This is a genomic window from Actinotalea fermentans (assembly GCF_007991475.1).
Classification (GTDB): Bacteria; Actinomycetota; Actinomycetes; order Actinomycetales; family Cellulomonadaceae; genus Actinotalea; species Actinotalea fermentans.
In genome coordinates, this window is the sequence record NZ_BJYK01000001.1 from 282,827 (window position 1) to 303,166 (window position 20,340).

Annotated in this window: 18 protein-coding genes; 10 read left to right on the top strand and 8 right to left on the bottom strand. The window is 74.3% G+C overall.

What is annotated here, in order from left to right; genetic code table 11:
• The first annotated feature begins 32 nt into the window (after nt 1-32).
• The 7 genes from leuS to AFE02nite_RS01330 all read left to right on the top strand — a co-directional run bounded on the left by leuS (nt 33) and on the right by AFE02nite_RS01330 (nt 10,096).
• On the top strand, nt 33-2,930 hold the full coding sequence (gene leuS, locus AFE02nite_RS01305) for a leucine--tRNA ligase (RefSeq protein WP_034248916.1): 2,898 nt from the start codon (nt 33-35) through the stop codon (nt 2,928-2,930).
• A 1-nt stretch (nt 2,931) separates the two neighbouring features.
• Nucleotides 2,932-3,774, top strand: a complete 843-nt coding sequence (locus AFE02nite_RS01310) for a DegV family protein (RefSeq protein WP_034248915.1) — start codon at nt 2,932-2,934, stop codon at nt 3,772-3,774.
• 104 nt (nt 3,775-3,878) lie between these two features.
• Nucleotides 3,879-4,895, top strand: a complete 1,017-nt coding sequence (locus AFE02nite_RS01315; protein WP_261765350.1) for a ComEA family DNA-binding protein — start codon at nt 3,879-3,881, stop codon at nt 4,893-4,895.
• Entirely contained in the window at nt 4,892-7,180 is a 2,289-nt protein-coding gene (locus tag AFE02nite_RS01320) for a ComEC/Rec2 family competence protein (protein WP_146818955.1), read from the top strand. Before AFE02nite_RS01315 ends, AFE02nite_RS01320 begins: the two co-directional genes overlap by 4 nt.
• Before the next feature lie 49 nt (nt 7,181-7,229).
• The gene (holA, locus tag AFE02nite_RS01325; protein WP_034244599.1) at nt 7,230-8,234 is read left to right on the top strand and encodes a DNA polymerase III subunit delta; all 1,005 of its coding nucleotides are present in this window, start codon (nt 7,230-7,232) and stop codon (nt 8,232-8,234) included.
• Nucleotides 8,235-8,440: 206 nt separating this feature from the next.
• Nucleotides 8,441-8,584: a hypothetical protein gene (locus AFE02nite_RS17240; protein ID WP_186814440.1), complete on the top strand. Its 144-nt coding sequence runs from the start codon at nt 8,441-8,443 to the stop codon at nt 8,582-8,584.
• A 153-nt stretch (nt 8,585-8,737) separates the two neighbouring features.
• Nucleotides 8,738-10,096, top strand: coding sequence for a helix-turn-helix transcriptional regulator (locus AFE02nite_RS01330; protein ID WP_052113536.1), 1,359 nt, complete (start codon nt 8,738-8,740; stop codon nt 10,094-10,096).
• Between the two features lie 190 nt (nt 10,097-10,286).
• Here AFE02nite_RS01330 and AFE02nite_RS01335 read toward each other — a convergent pair whose 3' ends face one another.
• The 4 genes from AFE02nite_RS01335 to AFE02nite_RS01350 all read right to left on the bottom strand — a co-directional run bounded on the left by AFE02nite_RS01335 (nt 10,287) and on the right by AFE02nite_RS01350 (nt 12,493).
• On the bottom strand, nt 10,287-11,045 hold the full coding sequence (locus AFE02nite_RS01335) for an EAL and HDOD domain-containing protein (protein WP_261765352.1): 759 nt from the start codon (nt 11,043-11,045) through the stop codon (nt 10,287-10,289).
• 257 nt (nt 11,046-11,302) lie between these two features.
• A complete protein-coding gene (rpsT, locus tag AFE02nite_RS01340; protein WP_034244597.1) occupies nt 11,303-11,563 on the bottom strand; it encodes a 30S ribosomal protein S20 in 261 nt (86 codons plus the stop codon).
• A 145-nt stretch (nt 11,564-11,708) separates the two neighbouring features.
• Entirely contained in the window at nt 11,709-12,236 is a 528-nt protein-coding gene (locus AFE02nite_RS01345; protein WP_146818956.1) for a type II toxin-antitoxin system PemK/MazF family toxin, read from the bottom strand.
• 50 nt (nt 12,237-12,286) lie between these two features.
• Nucleotides 12,287-12,493 carry a dodecin family protein gene (locus tag AFE02nite_RS01350; RefSeq protein WP_034244591.1) on the bottom strand — a complete coding sequence of 69 codons (207 nt, stop codon included), beginning with the start codon at nt 12,491-12,493 and terminating at the stop codon, nt 12,287-12,289.
• A 163-nt stretch (nt 12,494-12,656) separates the two neighbouring features.
• Between AFE02nite_RS01350 and lepA the strand changes: the two genes are divergently transcribed.
• Nucleotides 12,657-14,546, top strand: coding sequence for a translation elongation factor 4 (gene lepA / locus AFE02nite_RS01355; protein WP_034244590.1), 1,890 nt, complete (start codon nt 12,657-12,659; stop codon nt 14,544-14,546).
• 82 nt (nt 14,547-14,628) lie between these two features.
• On the opposite strand, the gene AFE02nite_RS01360 is transcribed toward lepA, so the two are convergent.
• Complete coding sequence (locus tag AFE02nite_RS01360) at nt 14,629-15,648, bottom strand: aldo/keto reductase (RefSeq protein ID WP_034244589.1); 1,020 nt, start codon at nt 15,646-15,648, stop codon at nt 14,629-14,631.
• On the bottom strand, nt 15,645-16,073 hold the full coding sequence (locus AFE02nite_RS01365; protein ID WP_034244588.1) for a MerR family transcriptional regulator: 429 nt from the start codon (nt 16,071-16,073) through the stop codon (nt 15,645-15,647). Before AFE02nite_RS01365 ends, AFE02nite_RS01360 begins: the two co-directional genes overlap by 4 nt.
• A gap of 115 nt (nt 16,074-16,188) precedes the next feature.
• Here AFE02nite_RS01365 and hemW point away from each other — a divergent pair, with 115 nt between their 5' ends.
• Complete coding sequence (hemW, locus tag AFE02nite_RS01370; protein WP_034244586.1) at nt 16,189-17,430, top strand: radical SAM family heme chaperone HemW; 1,242 nt, start codon at nt 16,189-16,191, stop codon at nt 17,428-17,430.
• Between the two features lie 146 nt (nt 17,431-17,576).
• Here hemW and AFE02nite_RS01375 read toward each other — a convergent pair whose 3' ends face one another.
• Nucleotides 17,577-18,092 (bottom strand): DUF4870 domain-containing protein, encoded by a 516-nt coding sequence (locus AFE02nite_RS01375; protein WP_146818958.1) that lies wholly within the window; start codon nt 18,090-18,092, stop codon nt 17,577-17,579.
• Between the two features lie 168 nt (nt 18,093-18,260).
• Nucleotides 18,261-19,193, bottom strand: a complete 933-nt coding sequence (locus AFE02nite_RS01380; RefSeq protein ID WP_407643055.1) for a DUF3097 family protein — start codon at nt 19,191-19,193, stop codon at nt 18,261-18,263.
• A gap of 124 nt (nt 19,194-19,317) precedes the next feature.
• Here AFE02nite_RS01380 and hrcA point away from each other — a divergent pair, with 124 nt between their 5' ends.
• Nucleotides 19,318-20,337 carry a heat-inducible transcriptional repressor HrcA gene (hrcA, locus tag AFE02nite_RS01385; protein WP_034244584.1) on the top strand — a complete coding sequence of 340 codons (1,020 nt, stop codon included), beginning with the start codon at nt 19,318-19,320 and terminating at the stop codon, nt 20,335-20,337.
• Nucleotides 20,338-20,340: the final 3 nt, after the last annotated feature.

The window sequence follows — 20,340 nt, forward strand, 5'->3', positions numbered from 1 at the left end:
AAGAACCCACCGTCGCCGACGTCCCCACCGACGTGACCTCCGGCGGCCCGGGCACGCCCCCGGAGCCGTCGCACCGCTACACCGCTGCGCTCGCCGGCCGCATCGAGCAGGCCTGGCAGGACCGGTGGGAGGAGGAGGGCACGTTCCACACGCCCAACCCGTCCGGGTCGCTCACGGACGGTGATGGTCAGCACGCGGACCCCTCGGCGCCGTCGTTCTTCGTCATGGACATGTTCCCGTACCCGTCGGGTGCGGGCCTGCACGTGGGACACCCCCTCGGGTACATCGCGACCGACGTCGTCGGCCGGTACCGCCGGATGCGCGGGGAGAACGTGCTGCACGCGCTCGGGTACGACGCGTTCGGCCTGCCCGCCGAGCAGTACGCCGTGCAGACGGGCCAGCACCCGCGCAAGACCACCGAGGAGAACATCGCGACCATGCGGCGCCAGCTGCGCCGCCTGGGGCTCGCGCACGACCCGCGCCGCTCCTTCGCGACCACCGACCCCGAGTACGTGCGGTGGACGCAGTGGATCTTCCTGCAGATCTTCGACGCCTGGTACGACGCCGAGGCCGTGCGGCCCGACGGCGGCCGTGGCCGCGCGCGGCCCGTGGCGGAGCTCGTCGCCGAGTACGAGGCCGGGACGCGTGCGCTGCCCGAGGCGTGGGCCGGGGAGACCTGGGACGTGCTGGACGCCGTCGAGCGCCGCCGCGTCGTGGACGGCCAGCGGCTGGCCTACGTCTCCGAGACGCCGGTGAACTGGTGCCCGGGCCTGGGCACGGTGCTGGCGAACGAGGAGGTCACCGCCGAGGGGCGCTCCGAGCGCGGGAACTTCCCGGTGTTCAAGCGCAACCTGCGGCAGTGGAACATGCGCATCACCGCGTACGCGGACCGCCTGGCCGACGACCTGGACGTCATCGACTGGCCCGAGAAGGTGCGCACCATGCAGCGCAACTGGATCGGCCGGTCCGAGGGCGCCATGGTGACGTTCGACGTCATCGGCGGCGAGGAGGTCGAGGTCTTCACCACGCGTCCGGACACGCTGTTCGGCGCGACGTTCATGGTGGTCGCGCCCGAGCACCCGCTGCTGGACGAGGTGCCGACGCACTGGCCCGACGGGACCCACGCCGTGTGGACCGGCGGGCACAAGACCCCGACGGCGGCGGTGGCGGCCTACCGGGCGTCGACGGCCGCCAAGACGGCCGTCGAGCGCCAGGCCGACGCCGGCAAGAAGACGGGCGTCTTCACCGGCCACGTGGCGATCAACCCGGTGAACGGGGACATGATCCCGATCTTCACGGCCGACTACGTGCTCTGGGGCTACGGCACCGGCGCGATCATGGCGGTGCCCGGCGGGGACGAGCGGGACTTCGAGTTCGCCCAGGCCTTCGAGCTGCCCGTGATCCACACCGTTCAGCCACCCGCGGACCACCCGGGTGGGGCGTACACGGGCGACGGCGTCGTCGTGAACTCCCGCAACGAGGAGATCGTGCTCGACGGGATGGACGTCGCCACCGCGAAGGCGACCATCACCGCGTGGCTGGAGGGCCGCGGCGTCGGGAAGGGCACCGTCACCTACCGCCTGCGCGACTGGCTGTTCAGCCGCCAGCGGTACTGGGGCGAGCCGTTCCCGATCGTCTACGACGAGCACGACCTGCCGATCGCCCTGCCGGCCGAGGCGCTGCCGGTCGACCTGCCCGACGTGCCCGACTACTCGCCGCGCACCTTCGACGCCGACGACGTCCACTCGATGCCGGAGCCGCCGCTGGGCCGGAACGAGGACTGGGTGAACGTCACCCTCGACCTGGGCGACGGGCCGCGGACGTACCGCCGGGACACCAACACGATGCCGAACTGGGCGGGGTCGTGCTGGTACTACCTGAACTACCTGGACCCGGGCATGCGCGACGTCGTCGTCGACCCCGAGCTGGAGCGCTACTGGCTGGGCCCGGAGCACAACGCGGCGGCGGGGACCAGCGGCGGCGTCGACCTGTACGTGGGCGGCGTGGAGCACGCGGTGCTCCACCTGCTCTACGCGCGCTTCTGGCACAAGGTCCTGTACGACCTGGGCCACGTGACGAGCGTCGAGCCGTTCCGGCGGCTGTTCAACCAGGGGTACATCCAGGCGCACGCCTACACGGACGCGCGCGGCGCGTACGTCCAGGCGGCCGAGGTCGTCGAGGACGCTGCGTCGCCGACCGGGTTCACCTGGCAGGGCCAGCCCGTCACGCAGGAGTACGGGAAGATCGGCAAGTCCCTGAAGAACGCGGTGACCCCCGACGAGATGTACGAGGCATACGGCGCGGACACCTTCCGGGTCTACGAGATGTCGATGGGCCCGCTCGACCTGTCGCGCCCGTGGGAGACGCGGGCCGTCGTCGGCTCGCAGCGCTTCCTGCAGCGGCTGTGGCGCAACGTCGTCGACGAGGAGACCGGCGAGGTCACCGTGACCGACGACGCGCCCGGCACCGAGACGCTGCGCGTGCTGCACCGGACCATCGACGAGGTGACCACGGAGATGGAGGCGATGCGGTTCAACACCGCGATCGCCCGCCTCATCGTGCTGAACAACCACCTGACGTCGCTGGACCGGGTGCCGCGCGCGGCAGCCGAGGCGCTCGTCCTCATGACCGCGCCGCTCGCGCCGCACGTGGCCGAGGAGCTGTGGTCGCGCCTCGGGCACCCGGCCAGCCTCATCCGCGAGCCGTTCCCGGTCGCCGACCCCGCCTACCTCGTCGTCGACTCCGTGACCTGCGTCGTCCAGGTGCAGGGCAAGGTGCGCGACAAGCTCGAGGTGTCGCCGGACGCGACGGAGGACGCCCTGCGCGAGCTCGCGCTGGCGTCGCCGCGGGTCCAGCGGGCTCTGGACGGCCGGGCGGTGCGCACGGTGATCGTCCGGCCGCCGCGACTGGTCAACGTGGTGCCGGCCTGACATGGGCCACGTCGCCGTCGTCACCGACTCCACGGCGTCGCTGCCCGCCGGCCTGATCGAGGCCGCGGGCATCGTCGTGGTGCCCTTGGACGTCGTGGTCGACGGCGTGCCGCATCGGGAGGGGCTGGACATCACGACGGCGCAGATCGTCTCGGCGCTGCGGTCCGGTGCCGTGGTGCGCACGGCGCATCCCGGTCCGGAGGCCTTCGCCCGCGCGTACGCCCGGGTGGCGGCACGGGGGGCGACGGAGATCGTGTCCATCCACCTGTCCGGCGAGCTCTCGGGAACCGTGACGTCCGCGGAGATCGCCGCCCAGTCGGCGGCCGTGCCGGTGCACGTCGTGGACTCGCGGACGGTCGGGATGGCGCTCGGGTTCGCCGCGCTCCGGGCGGCGGGTACGCGCTCGCTCGACGGCGCGGCGGTCGCCCGGGCCGCGCAGGACCGTGCGGCGCGAACGACGGTCCGCTTCGCCGTCGACACGCTCGAGTACCTGCGCGCCGGCGGACGGCTGGGCCCGCTCGCGGCGACCCTGGGCACGGTCCTCGGCCTGCGCCCCGTGCTGTCGGTGCGCGACGGCCGGCTGGACGTCGTGGAGAAGGTCCGCACGTCGGCTCGGGCGCGCGAGCGCGTGATCGAGCTGGCCCGCGTGGACACGGCCCGTCGGGGCCGGGTCGAGATGGCCGTGCACCACCTCGGCGAGCCGGACGCGGCCGCAGTGGTCGCGGACCGGCTGCGGGCGGCGTGCGCCGGCCAGCTCACCGCCGTGCACGTCGCGGAGATCAGCGCCGTGGTGGGGGCGCACGCCGGGCCGGGACTGCTCGCGGTGGTCGTCGCCGACGCGTGAGGCCCCACCGGTAGTCGTCCACAGCGGGCCGGTCGCTGTGGCCGGTCACACCCGGCGCGGGCCCCGGCGGGCGAGCGGCCGGCGGCTGGCTAGCGTCGCGCGGCGTGGCGGCAGATCCCGACGGCGTCGAGCAGGCTGTGGCGCGCCTGCCGCACGTCGTGGCGGCAGCCGTGACGCACGACGAGCGGTTCGCGCCCGGGTGGGTGCCCGCCCGGCCCGCCGGCCGGCCGGGGGAGGCCCGACGTGACAGCGGGCGTGACGAGCGGCGCGACGTCGGGGGCGACGTCGGGGGCGAGGTCGGGACGGAGGAGGACGCGACCGCCGCGCGCGTCGCCCTGTCCGCGGCGATGGCCGCGTACACCGCCGCGCACGGCCACCCCCTCGCTCCGGGCGAGGGCGAGGCGCCCCGCCGCGTCCGCGTCGCCGTCGGCGTGCGGGTCGCCGTCGCAGCCGTGGTCGCCCTCGTCCTCGTGGTGGGCGTGGTCGCCGTGCGGGCGTGGCAGCGCCCGCCGTCGGCCGGCGTGCCCGCCGTGGGAACCGGCTCGGCGCCCGGCCTGGACGCGCCGGCGGCCGACGGCGACGGCGGTGCTCCCGCGGGCTCGGCCGGCAGCGGTGTCAGCGAGGGCAGCGAGGGCTCTGACCGCTCTGAGGGCTCTGACGGCACAGGTGGCGGCGCGGGGGCGGCGGTCGTCGTGCACGTCGTGGGGGAGGTCGCGAGCCCCGGCGTCGTCACGCTCGAGGCGGGGGCCCGGGTCGCGGACGCGGTCGCGGCGGCGGGCGGGGCGACCGGTGCGGCCGACCTCGCGGCGATCAACCTGGCGCGCGTCCTGACCGACGGGGAGCAGGTCGTCGTCCCGGCGCCGGGCCAGGCCGGTGCCGGTGCGCCGGGCGCCGGGGCGGCGTCGGCCGGCGCGGCCGGCGGAACGGGCCGGGTGGATCTCAACCGAGCCGACGCGGCGGCGTTCGACACCCTGCCCGGCATCGGGCCGGTGCTGGCCGAGCGCATCGTCGCCTGGCGTGACGAGCACGGCCGGTTCACCGCGGTGGAGGAGCTGACCGAGGTCACGGGCATCGGCCCGGCTCTCCTCGCCGGCGTCCGGGACCTGGTCGAGGTCGGATGACCCTCGACCTCCGGCTCGTGCCCGCGGCCCTCCTCGCCTGGCTGGCGTGCGCACTTGCGGTCGGCCTGCCCGTCGGCGCCGTCGCGACGGCGGCGGCGGTCGGCGCACTGGCGTCCGTCGGTGTCGCGGCCCGTCGGGGACCGCCGGCGGCGTGGCTCGCGCTGGCGGCGGTCGCGCTCGCGTGCGCCTCGTGCGCCGTGCAGCTCGCCGAGCGCGCGGCGGGGCCCCTTCCGTCGCTGACCGCCCAGGGTGCCGCCGTGACGATGGAGGGCGTCGTGCGCAGCGAGCCGACGTGCGACGGCCCCGACTGCCGGCCGCTGGTCGTGCTGGCCGGGCGGACGGTGGTCGGGCGCGGCGTCCCCGGCGGGGTCGCGGCGCGCGTGCTCGCCGTCGGCGACGTGGGGGACCTGGCGTACGGCGCCCGCGTGCGGGTGGTCGGCACGCTGTCGCCCGCCGAGCCGGGCGACGACGTCGTGGCCGTCCTGCGCCTCGTCGCGCCTGCGCAGGTGCTCGCCCCGCCGCACGGCGTCGACGCGGTCGTCGGGCGCATCAGGAGCGAGCTGCTCGAGGCGACCGAGGACCTGCCCCCCGACCTGCGCGGGCTGGTCCCCGGCGCAGCCATCGGCGACACCACCCGGATCCCCGCCGACCTCGACCGCGCGATGCGTGACGTGAGCCTGACGCACATCACCGCCGTGTCCGGCAGCCACTTCGCGGTGCTCTCGGTCGCGGTCCTGGCGGCCGCCGCGGCCCTGCGCCTCCCGCGTGGCGCCCGAGCCGCGGCGGTGCTGGCGGCCACGGCCGGGTTCGTGCTGCTCGTGCACCCGCAGCCGAGCGTCGTCCGCGCCGCGGTGATGGGCGCCGTCGGGGCCGCCGGGCTCCTGGTCGGGCGGCCGGCCAGGACGGTCCCGGCGCTCGCGGGCGCGGTCCTGGTGCTCGTCCTGGTCGACCCGTGGCTCGCGCGCAGCTACGGGTTCGTCCTCTCGGTGCTCGCCACCGCAGCCATCGCCCTGCTCGCCCCGGTCGTGGCCGCGCGCCTCGGCTCGGTCCTGCCGCACTGGCTCGCGACCGCGACGGCCGTCCCGCTCGCCGCCCAGGCCGCCTGCGCCCCGGTGCTCGTCCTCCTCGACCCGGCCGTGAGCCTGCTCGCCGTCCCGGCCAACCTCGCCGCCGCCCCGGCGCTCCTGCCGGCCACGGTGTTCGGTGTCGCCGGTGCTGTCACGGCGCCGTGGTGCCCGTGGGCGGCGGCAGTGCTGCTCAAGGGAGCGGGGGCAGCGAGCTGGTGGATCGCCGGCGTCGCCCGGGTGGCCGCAGCGCTTCCCGGGGCGCGGCAGTCGTGGCCGGGCGGGGTCCTCGGCGCGGCGGCGCTCGCGCTGCTCACGGCCGCAGCGCTGGCGGTGCTGCTGCGGCCGCGCTGGTGGCGCGCCTCCCGACGACCGGTCGTCGCCGCCGGGTTGACGCTGGTGCTCGTCGTCCCGCTCGTCCGGTGGGCCCTGCAGCCCCGCTGGGTGCCCGAGGACTGGGCGGTGGTGATGTGCGACGTCGGGCAGGGCGACGCGCTCGTGGTGCGGTCCGGTGACCGGTCGGCCGTCGTCGTGGACGTGGGCCCGCCGGGCGACGCCGCGGACGGGTGCCTGCGGCGCCTCGGTGTCGAGCGGATCGACCTGCTCGTCCTGACGCACTTCCACGCGGACCACGTGGGCGGGTTGGCCGGGGTGCTCGACGGTCGGAGCGTCGCCGCGGCCGTCGTGAGCCCGCTCGCCGAACCGGCGGGTGAGGCGGAGCGGGCGCGCGCCGAGCTCGCCGCCGCGGGGGTGCCCGTGAGCGCGGCGGGCACCGGCCAGGCCCGCGGGACGGCCGGGGAGGTCGACTGGCGGATCATCGGCCCGGCGACCGCCGGTACGGAGCCGAACGACGCGAGCGTGGTGCTCCTCCTCGAACGCGACGACGTCTCGGTGCTCGCGCTCGGCGACGCCGGGCCGCTCGCCCAGGACGCCCTCGCCGCGCGGCTCCGCGGCGACCCGGCCGCACGCGGCGCGACTGTCGTGAAGATGGCTCACCACGGCTCCGCGGAGCAGTCGGCGCGGCTCGCCGGCCTCCTGTCGCCGGCGGTCGTGCTCGTCGGCGTCGGCAGGGACAACGGGTACGGCCACCCGACGGCGGCGGCGATCGGTCTGTACGCGGCCCGGGGAGCGCTCGTCCTGTGCACGAGCGTGTGCGGGCCGATCACCCTGGTCGCCGGCGGCGACGGGCTCACCGCGACCGCCGCGTGCCTGTCGCCCTGATCACGGGCGACGCCCGGGCATGACGGCGCTGCGTGGCAGGCTTGGGCACATGCCTGCCCCACGTGCCCGCAGTGCCGTCGCCGTCCCGTGGGACCGGGTGGAGCTCGCGCCGCTCGTGCTGGTCACGGGTGCCGAGGCGCTCCTCGCCGAGCGCGCGGTCGACCGCGTCGTGCAGCTCGCGCGGGAGCAGGACCCGGACGTGGAGGTGAACCGGCTCGAGGGTGCCGGCTACCAGGCGGGACACCTGCGGGTGGCCGCCAGCCCGTCGCTCTTCGCCGAGGCGAGGCTCGTCGTCGTGGAGGGGCTGGAGACGGCGACGGACGACCTCCTCGCGGACCTGACGGAGTACCTGGCCGACCCGACCCCGGAGGTCGTGCTCGTCGTGCGGCACTCCGGCGCGCCGCGCGGGCGCAAGGCCGCCGACGCCGTCCGGGCCGCCGGCGCCGTCGTCGTGGCGGCCGAGGCGATCAAGCGCGACGCCGACAAGACGGCCTTCGTCACCGACGAGCTGCGGCGCGCCGGTCGGCGTGCGGACCCGGCGGCTGTCCGCGCCCTGATCGAGGCGTGCGGCAACGACCTGCGCGAGCTGGCATCGGCATGCTCGCAGCTCGTCGCCGACACCACCGGGACCGTCACGGCCGACGTCGTCGGCAGGTACTACGGCGGGCGGGTCGAGGCGACGGGCTTCCGCGTGGCGGACGCGGCGGTCGCCGGGCGGGCGGGTGAGGCGGTCGCGCTGCTGCGGCACGCCCTCGCGACCGGATCGGACCCCGTCCCCCTCGTCGCCGCGCTCGCCCTGAAGCTTCGGACCCTCGTGAAGGTCGGGGCCGCCCGTGGTCAGGGCCTCGACCCGGTGAAGGACCTCGGGCTCGCATCCTGGCAGGTCGATCGGGCCCGCCGGGAGCTGGCCGGGTGGACGCCGGAGGCCCTGGCCATGGCGATCCGCGCCGTCGCGCAGGCCGACGCGGAGGTCAAGGGCGCCAGCCGGGACCCGGTGTTCGCGGTGGAGCGTGCCGTCCTCACCATCGCGGAGGCGGCGGGCTCGCGCCGATGATCGCCCGGTCCAGTCACATCCGACGTGACAGGGGTCGGCGCGCACGATGATCGGCGCGTCGGGCCGGCCGACGTTATTGTGTCGTATGAGTGAGATCGCGGCCGATCTGATCGCCGCTTTTCACTCGACCTGCGCACGTGAGGGCGGGCGCAGCCTGTCATAGTGGGTGTGACAGCGAAGTACCACCCCCCAACTCAGGAGACACCATGAACCGGACCGTGAAGGCTCTCACCGCTGCACTCGTCACCCTCGGCCTGACGCTCGTCGGCCTCCCGCTCGGCGGCCTCGGCAGCCTCGGCGGCGGCGGCGCCACGACGAACGTCGGAAGCTCGGGCTGCTGCAAGCAGTGATCTGAGGCGCGCGGCACACCCCAGCCGCAGCGCTCGAAGGGCCGTCGAGGCCGCCCGCGAGAGCGGGCGGCCTCGTCCTTTTCACCCGCTCCGAGGGGACTTGGCGGTGCAAGAGGGATGTGGTCGACACAGTCACGGGTTACAGTGACAACTGTGACAGAACTCGCTGATCGCATTCGGGCCGAGCGCGCCCGGGCCGGGCTCTCCCAGACGGCCCTCGCCGGCGACGACCTCTCGCCGAACTACGTGTCGCTCATCGAGTCGGGGCGCCGCATGCCGACGGACGGGACGCTGGCCGTCCTCGCGGAGCGGCTCGGGACGACCGTCGACTTCCTCAAGTACGGGGACGCGGCGCCGAGCGAGGAGCGGGCCCGGCTGGAGATCAGCTTCGCGCGGCTCGCGCTCACCAACGGTGAGGCGGAGCAGGCGAAGGAGCGCCTCGAGGCGCTCGACCTGTCGTCGATCTCGCCGCGCTACCACAGCGAGGTCCTGCGCGTGCTCGCGCAGGCGCACGACCAGCTCGGCCAGCTCGACGAGGCCGTCTCGCTCCTCGAGCCGCTCCTGGCGGAGGCGCGCGCCCATGGGCGCGCGACCGAGGCCGCTGTCCTCGCGATGCAGCTCACCGTCGCCTACCACGACGCCGGTGACCTCAACCGCAGCATCGAGCTCGGTGAGCAGGTGCTCGCCGAGGTGGAGGCGCTGGGCATCGCCGGCACCGACGAGCACCTGAGGCTGGGCTCGACGATCCTGTGGTCCTACTACGAGCGTGGTGACCTCCTCTTCGCGACCCACCGGGCGGCGGAGCTCATCCGGCTCGCCGAGGAGAAGGGCACGCGTCGCGGCCGCGGCAGCATCTACTGGAACGCCTCCCTCGTCGCCGAGGGCCGCGGGGACCTGGGGGAGGCGTGCCGCCTCGCGGAGCGTGCTCTGGCCTACCTCGCCGAGGGGTCCGCGAGCCTGGACGTCCCGCGCCTGCGGTTGCACTACGCGTGGCTGCTGCTCCGCTCGGAGCCCGCCGAGCCACGGCTCGCGCTGGCCCAGCTCGAGCCGGCCACGCGGGAGCTGGAGCTGATCGGCTCGGAGATCGACCTGGCGCGCTGCGAGTTCGAGGCGGGCCGCGCCCACCTGCTCCTGGGCGACGTCGCCGAGGCGGAGACGATGGCGCGGGCGGGCCTCGCCCGGCTCACGGTCGGCGACACGAACCTCGACCTGTGCAACGGCCGGATGCTGCTCGGCGACATCCACGCCGCGCGCGGCGAGGTCCGTGAGGCGACCGAGTGCTACCGCTGGGCTGCCGACATGTTCGGGATGATGTCCGCCGGCCGCGAGGCGGCGACCGTCTGGCGCTCGCTCGGCGACCGGATGATGGCCAACGGCGACGCCGAGGGCGCCGCGAAGGCGTACGAGGCCGCGCTCCGCGAAGCGGGTATCCGCCCGACGGCGCTGCCCGCCACGCTGTCCGTGCTCGAGTCCGCGGGGCTCGGCTTCGACACGAGGGACCAGCTCGACTGAGCGCCCGCGACGCCGGGTAGCAGGGGGGCCCGGTGCCGTCGGACGGCTCAGAGCAGGGCGCAGATGAGGCGCCGCACGGGGAACCGTGCGGCGCCTCTCCGTCGTCCAGGGGTGGTGTGCGACGTGACCGAGCAGCGCGGCGCGCCGTGCCCGGTCGCCACCGCTCGGAGGGCGGCGAGGCCGCGACGGCTCAGAGGGCGGCGAGGCGCACGGTGTCCGCTGCCGTGCCGGGGCGCTGCCGGGGCGCGTCGACGATCCGCAGCGCGGGCCGCTCCGTCCGCAGGCTCGGCACCGGCGTCCGGTTGAGCACGAGGGTTGTGTCGAGGTGGAAGCCCTGGAACAGCCGGAACCCGAGCGCCCGGCAGGCCTCCAGCTCGGCAGCCGTCTCGATCCGCTCCGCCACGAGCCGGGCCCCGGTGCTGGCGGCCAGCGTGGCGAGGGCCGGCCCGCGGGCGAAGAGGTCGCGGCAGTCGACCTTGACGTAGTCGGCGTAGGGGAGGAGGGCGACCTGGCTGGTCAGCCCGACGAAGTCGTCGATGGCGATGCGGAAGCCGCGCTCGCGCAGCCGGCGTACGCCCGCCAGCACGGCGGCGTCGGTGCGGACCGACTCGACGACCTCGATCACGAGCCGCTCCGGCTCGTCGGGGACCGGGAGGTCGCCGACCAGGAAGGAGCGCGTGAAGTTGACGAACACGTGCGCGTCGGCGGCGAGCGAGCGCACGCCGGTCGGCGTGAACAGGGCCTGGAGGACGCGGAGCGTCGCGCGGTCCTGCGCCGGAGCGGGCCACGTGTCCACGCGCAGGCTGTTCTGGCGCCCGGCGCGGTAGAGGAACTCGTAGCCGTGCACGCTGCCGGTGGCGTCGAGGATGCCTTGGCGACCGACGAAGACGTGGCTGCCGGCCTGGGCGCGCGGGTGCACGAATCCGCCGTCGACGTGGACCTGGTCCACCGCGAGCGCACTCAGCACGTCAGATGAGAGGCCGCGAACCCCTCATGATGACGCGAAACCGGCCGACGAGTTCACCCGGATCTCACCCGCGTGTCGCACGGGGCGATCTTCGGGCTCTCACCCGTCGTCCGCGCGCGCCCATGAGCCCCGGCTCGCCCCGGTTCCCGGGCCGCGCTTCCGCGCGTCCGGCCCCGGACGACCACGACGGCGTCACCCGGTGGGTGACGCCGTCGTGAGTGGTGCTGGGGAAGGCGCGCTCAGAGCGCCGCGACCTGCTTGGCGAGCGCGGACTTGCGGTTCGCTGCCTGGTTCGCGTGGATGACGCCCTTGCTCACGGCCTTGTCGAGCTTGGTCGTCGCGGAGACGAGAGCGGCCGTGGCCGCGTCCTTGTCACCGGCCGCGACCGCCTCGCGGACCCGACGCACGTGCGTCTTGAGCTCGGACTTGACAGCCTTGTTCCGCAGGCGGGCCGCCTCGTTCGTGCGGATCCGCTTGATCTGGGACTTGATGTTCGCCACGTGATGACTCTCTGGTGTGTTCGCCGAAGCGAGCTGACAGGTCGATGAGGGCGTCGCCTGGATCCGGGACCGGGCCGTGTGGGGTCAGCCGCGAGCGAATCTGGGCCTGTGGCCGCCGACCTGGGCGGACACGCGGGGACTGATGTTACCAGCCGCCCCCTCGGCGCAGCGAACCGGCCACGCGTTCGAAGCGCTCCAGGTCGAGCACGGCCCCTTCGCGCCGGACGGTCGCGGGCGCGAGGCGCACGACGCGGTCGAGGCGGACCTCGCTCGGGCGGCGCTGCGCGTCCCACGCGCCGGCGCCGAGGTCCAGCCAGACCTCGCCCGGGCGGCCGGGCCGCGTGTCGTGGTCGCGCGTCGTGAGCATCAGCCCCAGCAGCCACGGGCCGTCGTGCCCGACGACCAGGACCGGTCGGTCCTTGCCGCGGCTGTGGTCCTCCTCGTAGGGCACCCACGCCCAGACCACCTCGCCCGGGTCGGGCTCGCCGTCGAGGTCGGGCGCGTACACCGGGTGCACCGGACCCTCGAAGTCGCCCGGGTAGCCGGCCGGACCGTCCTGCCTCCGCGCCCGCGCGGCGCGCCCGGACGCCTGCTCCCGGCGGCGCCCGACGGCGTCGGCGGGCCACCGCGCGAGGCGCGTGGCGCGGCGCACGGCATCGGTCAGGCGGGACACCGCCCCAGACTAGAGGCGGTGTCCCGCGGCGACGACGCTCGGCGCGAGCGTCAGTCGAGGACGAACGTGATCTCGAGCATCACCTGGTAGGCGACGATCCTCCCGTCCTGGACCTCGACCTTCTGGTCCTTGACCCAGGCGCCGGAGACGTTGCGCAGGGTCTGTGACGCGCGGGCGATGCCGGTCGCGATCGCATCCTCGAAGCTCGTCTCGGAACGCACGCTCAGCTCGGTGATCTTGGCGACGGACGACGTCATGCGGGACCTCCTCGAGGACGTGGGTCCGGCGGGCGCCGGGCCCACGTCCAGCCTCCGTCCGAGCCGAGCGGCCCGCAACGCGAGCGTCGGCGTCGGCGGGCGGGACACGGGCCGCCGACGTGGGACGATGGGGGCAGACCCACCAGCCCGACGGAGCCACCACTTGACCCCGATCCCCGACGCCGCCCTGAGCGCACAGGTGCAGCCCGCGGCGACGCCGCCGCACCTGCTGCGCAACTTCTGCATCATCGCCCACATCGACCACGGCAAGTCCACGCTGGCCGACCGCATGCTGCAGCTGACCGGTGTCGTCGACGCGCGCGCGATGCGCGAGCAGTACCTCGACCGGATGGACATCGAGCGCGAGCGCGGCATCACCATCAAGTCGCAGGCCGTCCGGATGACCTGGGCGGTCGCGGGCGAGGCCGGTGGTCCGCTGGTGCCGTACGCGCTCAACATGATCGACACCCCCGGCCACGTGGACTTCACGTACGAGGTCTCGCGGTCGCTCGCCGCCTGCGAGGGTGCGGTGCTGCTGGTCGACGCCGCCCAGGGCATCGAGGCGCAGACCCTCGCCAACCTGTACCTCGCGATGGAGAACGACCTCGCGATCATCCCCGTCCTGAACAAGATCGACCTGCCTGCTGCCCAGCCGGAGCGGTACGCCGAGGAGATCGCCGGGCTGGTCGGGGGCGACCCGTCCGACGTGCTGCGCGTGTCCGGGAAGACCGGGGAGGGCGTGTCCGCACTGCTCGACCGGATCGTGCACGAGGTCCCCGCGCCGCAGGGCGACCCCGACGCCGCGGCCCGCGCGATGATCTTCGACTCCGTGTACGACACCTACCGCGGGGTCGTCACGTACGTCCGGGTCGTCGACGGCCGTCTCACGCACCGTGAGCGCATCGCGATGATGTCGACGAAGGCGACCCACGAGCTGCTCGAGATCGGCGTCATCTCCCCGGAGCCGGTCCCGACCAAGGGGCTCGGCGTGGGGGAGGTGGGCTACCTCATCACGGGTGTGAAGGACGTGCGCCAGTCGAAGGTGGGCGACACGGTGACCGACGCCGTCCGTCCGGCCGAGCACTCCCTGTCCGGCTACGCCGACCCCAAGCCGATGGTGTACTCGGGCCTGTACCCGATCGACGGGTCGGACTACCCCGTGCTGCGCGACGCCCTCGACAAGCTCAAGCTCAACGACGCGGCGCTCGTCTACGAGCCGGAGACCTCCGTCGCGCTCGGCTTCGGGTTCCGGGTCGGGTTCCTCGGCCTCCTGCACCTGGAGATCGTCCGGGAGCGTCTCGAGCGCGAGTTCGACCTCGACCTCATCTCCACGGCGCCGAACGTCGTCTACGAGGTCACCTTGGAGGACCGCTCGGTGCTCACGGTGACCAACCCGAGCGAGTTCCCGGGTGGCCGGATCGCGCAGGTGCGCGAGCCGATCGTCCGGGCGACCATCCTCGCGCCGAGCGAGTTCATCGGCGCCATCATGGAGCTCTGCCAGGCCCGGCGCGGCGAGCTCCTCGGCATGGACTACCTGTCGCCCGAGCGCGTGGAGATGCGGTACACGCTGCCGCTCGCCGAGATCGTGTTCGACTTCTTCGACGCCCTGAAGTCGCGCACGCGCGGCTACGCGTCGCTGGACTACGAGGCGGCGGGCGAGCAGCCGGGTGACCTCGTCAAGGTCGACATCCTGCTGCAGGGCGAGCAGGTCGATGCCTTCAGCGCCATCGTGCACAAGGACAAGGCCTACGCGTACGGCGTCGCGATGGCGGGCAAGCTCAAGGAGCTCATCCCTCGCCAGCAGTTCGAGGTGCCCATCCAGGCCGCCGTCGGCGCGCGCGTGATCGCCCGCGAGAACGTCCGTGCGCTGCGCAAGGACGTCCTGGCCAAGTGCTACGGCGGCGACATCACGCGCAAGCGCAAGCTGCTCGAGAAGCAGAAGGAGGGCAAGAAGCGGATGAAGACGATCGGTCGGGTCGAGGTGCCGCAGGAGGCCTTCATCGCAGCGTTGTCCTCCGAGGCCTCCCCGGACAAGGAGAAGTCCAAGAAGTAGGGCGGAGCCTTCCCGCCGCGTGTGGAGCGTTCCCGACGCGACACGCTGGCGTGTCGGTCGGGAACGCTCCAGACAGGGGGTGTCAGCTGCGCGCGGCCCCCAGCGTCGCCAGGTGGTCCGGGCCGAGGTCGAGCGACAGGGCTGCCGCCGCCTCCTCGTACCGGCTCACGCGGGCGGTGCCCAGCAGCGGCACGACGCGCGGGGACTCCTGGGCGAGCAGCCAGGCCAGCACGACCTGGCTCGGCTTGACGCCGAGGTCGGCGGCCACCTCACGGACGGCCGCGACCTGCGCGCGCGCCTGCTCGCCGGCGTAGTTGCCCTGCCACAGGTAGTGCGCCTCGCGGTCCGCGTCGGACATGTCGTAGATGCCCTTGAGGACCGGGGAGTACGCGACCAGCGCGAGGTCGGGGTGCTCGCGCAGGTAGTCCGCCTGCTCCGCGTCGACGATCGAGGCGCTGTCGAGCCCCGACCGCGGCGTGAGGTAGGAATGCTCCTGCTGGAGCGCCACGGGTGCCGGCCAGCCGTTCGCCGCGCAGAGCTGGCGGATCCGCTCGAGCCGCCACGTGCGCACGTTGGACCAGCCGAGGTACCGCACCTTGCCCTCGGCGACGAACGAGGCGAGGGTCGCCAGCGTCTCCTCGAGCGGCGTTGAGCGGTCGTCGACGTGCACGTAGTACAGGTCGATGTGGTCGGTCTGCAGACGCCGCAGGCTCGCGTCGAGGGAGTCGCGCAGCACTGCCGCGCTCGCGCCCACGTAGTTCGGCCGGGCGTAGCCCCAGTCGGCCTCCGTGGCGCCCTCGGGCCACGCCTTGTGGACGTCGCGGATGCGCGCGGTGCCCTTGGTGGACAGGAACACCCGGTCGCGGTTGCCCGTGCGGGCGAACCAGCGGCCGAGCAGCTCCTCGCTCTGACCGCCGTCGGTGCCCTTCGCCCACCACCACGAGTAGCAGTCGGCGGTGTCGATGAAGCCACCGCCGTCCGACACGTAGCGGTCCAGCAGAGCGACAGAGGTCTGCTCGTCGGCGATCGTGCCCATGGGCATCGCGCCCAGGGCGATCCTGCTGACCTGCTCGCCGGTGGTGCCGAGCTCGATCGTTCTCATGCGTCCTTCTTCTCCTTGGTGGGTGCGCCCGGGTCGGAGGCCTCCGCCTCGCCGAGCATCCCCCGATAGATGCCGATCTTGTGGTCCAGCGCCCGCAGGTGCTTGTTCAGGAGCGCGAGCTGGGCGACGAGCTGCTCCCGGTGCTCGGAGAGCACCTCGACGCGCTGGGGGATCGTGTGGTCGCCCTCACGCGTCAGGTCGACGAACCGCTGCATGTCCCGGATGGACATGCCCGTCTGTCTCAGGAGCGTGAGGAACACGACGGCGCCGAGCTCGGCGTCGGTGTACCGCCGGTGCCCGCCGGGGCCCCGGGGGACCTCCGCGAGCAGGCCGATCCGCTCGTAGTACCGCAGGGTGTGGGCCGAGACGCCGGTGCGCACGGCGGCTTCCTCGATGGACAGGCCCGGGTCGGTGACGATCGCCATGTCGACGACCGTAGAAGTTCGAGCGCACTCGAAGTCAACCGATTCTGCTGACCAGTTCTGCAGGGGTCTCGTGCGACGCTAGGAGCATGTCCCCCCAGCTCGTCGGCGTGGCCCCGTGACGCCCTCCGCGCTGCCGGACGGCGAGCCCGTGCCCGACGACGGTGCGCTGCCCGCCTGGGTGGCCGACGCGCCGTCCGTGGCGCCCGGGTTTGCGGTCTACGTGCACGTGCCGTTCTGCCGGGTCCGCTGCGGCTACTGCGACTTCAACACGTACACGTCCGCCGAGCTCGGCGGCGGTGCGAGCCAGGTGGCGTACGCGCAGACCGCCGCGTCCGAGATCGAGCTCGCGCGGCGCGTGCTGGCCGACGTCGGGCGGGGGGAGCCTGTGTCGACCGTCTTCTTCGGCGGGGGCACGCCGACGCTGCTGCCGCCCGCCGACCTGGCGACGATCCTGGCGGCCGTCGAGGACGCGTGGGGGCTGGCGCCGGGCGCCGAGGTGACGACCGAGGCGAACCCGGACTCCGTCACGCCCGCCTCGCTCGCGGCCCTGGCAGCGGCCGGCTTCACGCGGGTCTCCTTCGGCGTGCAGTCCGTGGTGCCGCACGTGCTGGCCACGCTCGACCGCACGCACGATCCCGACCGGGTGCCCGACGTCGTCGGCTGGGCGCGCGACGCGGGCCTGGCGGTGTCGCTCGACCTCATCTACGGCACGCCGGGGGAGTCGCTCGACGACTGGCGGCGCTCGCTGGACGCGGTCGCAGGCCTCGCCGTCGACCACGTCTCGGCGTACGCGCTCGTCGTGGAGGAGGGCACGCGCATGGGTGCCCAGGTGCGCCGCGGCCTGCTGCCCGCCCCGGACCCCGACGACGAGGCCGCCAAGTACGAGCTCGCCGACGAGGTGCTCAGCGCGGCCGGCCTGACCTGGTACGAGGTCAGCAACTGGGCCCGGACCGACGCCGACGCCTGCCGGCACAACCTCGGCTACTGGCGCGGCGTCGACTGGTGGGGCGTCGGGCCCGGGGCGCACTCGCACGTCGGCGGGGGCGACCGCGCGGTGCGGTGGTGGAACGTGAAGCACCCCCGCGCCTACGCGGACCGGCTCGCCGCGGGCCGCAGCCCTGCGGCGGCGCGCGAGGTGCTCGGTGGTGACGAGGTGCGCCTCGAGCGGGTGCTGCTCGCGGTGCGGCTGCGGGAGGGCCTGGACGTGCAGCTGCTCGGCGACGCTCCGCGCCACGCCGTCGCCGGCCTCGTCGCGGACGGCCTGCTGGACGGCGTCGCCGCGATCCGCGGCCGTGCCGTCCTGACGCGCCGCGGCCGGCTCCTGGCGGACACGGTGGTCCGCGCCCTCACCGACTGACCTCAACTGGAACACGGGGGCGGCGGAACGGCTCGCGTGGTGCACCGTGGCGCCACCGTGCACCACCTCAGGGGGCGGAGGCGGGGAGACGACGAAGGGGCCGGCACCCGTGCGGGTGCCGGCCCCTCCGGACCGATCGGGTCAGCTCACTTGATGAGCCGGATGGCGACCGGGTACCGGTACGCCTCGCCCTTGTTCGCGGCGATGGCGGCCATGATCCCGAAGATGATCGCGGCCAGCCAGACGACGAAGAACAGGATGGCGCCGATGAGGATGATCATGAGGATGCCGCTGATGATGTAGCCGATGATCAGCGTGATCTGGAAGTTCAGGGCCTCCTTCGACTGCTCCTCCACGAAGCGGCCGCGCTCCTTGAACATGAGCCAGATGATGAGCGGCGCGATGAAGCTGAACAGGATGCCACCGACGTGGGAGAGCATCGCCCACATCCGCTGGTCGGAGTCGCTCAGCGGGGGCTGGGCGCCCGCGTAACCAGCAGGCGGGGCAGCGGCGTACCCGGGCGGCGGCGCGTTGTACCCGGGCGGCGGCGCGTTGTACGCGGGCGGGGGCACGGCGCCGGCCGGCGGCGGGACAGCGCCCTCAGGTGCGGGCGGCGGAGGGACGGCGCCCTCAGGCGTCGGATCGGACGGGGTGCTGGTCATGTCACGTCACCATTCGAGTGAGACGGATGGGCTGGCGCCTCTTGGCACGAGCCGGAGGGGACCACACCGCGCTGGGCACACGTACGCACAGCACAGCGGTCCGAACATAGCGAAACGGACGGCTCTTGGGGCAGAGCCGCGCGCATGAGTCCGACGACGCCGGCGCCCTCACCCCTCGGGCGGGGCGGTCACGAAGTCGATCAGCTCCTCGACGCGGCCCAGGAACGCGGCCTCCAGGTCGCGGAAGTCCCGCACGGTGCCGAGCATGCGCTGCCACCCGCGGGCGACGTCGGCCTGGTCGGCGGCGGGCCAGCCGAGGGCCGTCAGCACCCCGCGCTTCCACTCGACGTGGCGCGGCACCTGCGGCCAGGCGTCCAGGCCCAGGCGGGCCGGCCGGATCGCCTGCCAGACGTCGACGTACGGGTGCCCGACCACCAGCACGCTCCCGGGAGGCGCCGCACGGCCCGCCTCCGCGGCGATCCGGCTCTCCTTCGAGCCCGCGACGAGGTGGTCGACGAGGACGCCGAGCCGGCGGTCGGCGGTCGGTCGGAACTCGCGCACCGCCTCCACCAGCCCGTCGACGCCGTCGAGCAGCTCCACGACGACGCCCGCGACGCGCAGGTCGTCACCCCACACGCGCTCGACGAGCTCGGCGTCGTGCCGGCCCTCGACCCAGAGGCGGCTCGCGCGCGCGACCCGGGCCCGCGCGTCGGGAACAGCGACCGAGCCGGACGCGGTGCGCGTGGGGCGGGCGGGGGCAGGCCTGCCGGCGGGGGGGACGAGCTCCACCGCCTCGCCGTCCACCCAGAAGCCGGGACCCAGGCCGAACGTGCGCGTGCGCCCACGGCGGTCCTCCAGCACGACGACGTGCATGCCGCCCGACTTCTCGACGCGGACGACGGCGCCCACCCAGCCCGTCTCGACGTCCTCCACGACCAGGCCGTCCTCGGCCGGCACCTGGCGGGCCGCGGGGCGGCGCGACGGCACGCGGGCCGACCACGGTCGTGGGTCGCGCGGGTCGCGCGTCCCGCCCAGCACGTCGGGGCCGTACCGGTCGCCCCAGGCCGAGCCGGCGCGGGGGTCGTCGTCGGGCGATGGCACGCGAGCACTCTAGACGGGCCGGGCCGCCGGCCGGCCCGTCTCGACGTGCCGGCCGGCCGCCGTCGTAGGATTAGCACTCGGGTGGTCAGAGTGCCATCCGTGCACGCGGCGGGAGGGAGGCGCGATGAGCGAGGACCGCAGGCTCGAGGTGCTGCGCGCCATCGTCGACGACTACGTGCGCACGCGCGAGCCCGTGGGGTCGCGCACGCTCGTCGAGCGGCACCGGCTGAACGTCTCGCCGGCGACCATCCGCAACGACATGGCGGCGCTCGAGGATGCCGGCCTCATCGCGCAGCCGCACACCTCTGCCGGCCGGGTGCCGACGGACAAGGGGTACCGCCTCTTCGTCGACCGGCTGTCCCAGGTGAAGCCGCTCTCGCCCGCCGAGCAGCGCGCCATCCACGCGTTCCTCGAGGACGCGGTGGACCTCGACGACGTGGTGGACCGCTCCGTCCGGCTGCTGGCGCAGCTGACGCACCAGGTCGCCGTCGTCCAGTACCCGTCGCTGCGGCGCTCGGCGCTGCGTCACCTCGAGCTGGTGCCGATGGCGACCGACCGGCTCCTCATGGTCATCATCACCGAGGCCGGCCGGGTCGAGCAGCGCGCCCTCGACGTGCCCGAGGGGGTGCCCGAGCACACCCTCGGCGAGCTGCGGGCCAGGCTCAACGCGTCCGTCGCCGGGCGCCGGCTGGCCGACCTCACCGAGCCCCTCGACCAGGTGGTCCAGGCGTTCCCGGTGGCGGAGCAGGAGTTCGTGCGCCGCGTGGTCCGCGTGCTCGAGGAGACGCTCGCGGAGACCACCGAGGAGCGGATCGTCATGGCGGGCACCGCCAACCTGGCGCGCAGCGGCCTCGACTTCGCGCACACCATCCGACCCGTCCTCGAGGCGCTCGAGGAGCAGGTCGTACTGCTCAACCTCCTCAGCGAGATGGCCGAGGACGCCGCCGGAGTGGCGGTCCGCATCGGCCACGAGAACGAGCACGCAGGCCTGGCGGAGACGTCGATCGTCGCCGCGAGCTACGCCTCCGGTGGCCAGCCGGTCGCCAGGATCGGCTCCCTCGGCCCGACCCGGATGGACTACGCCGGGACCATCTCGTCCGTGCGCGCGGTCGCGCGCTACCTCTCGCGGATCCTCGCGGGATGAGCG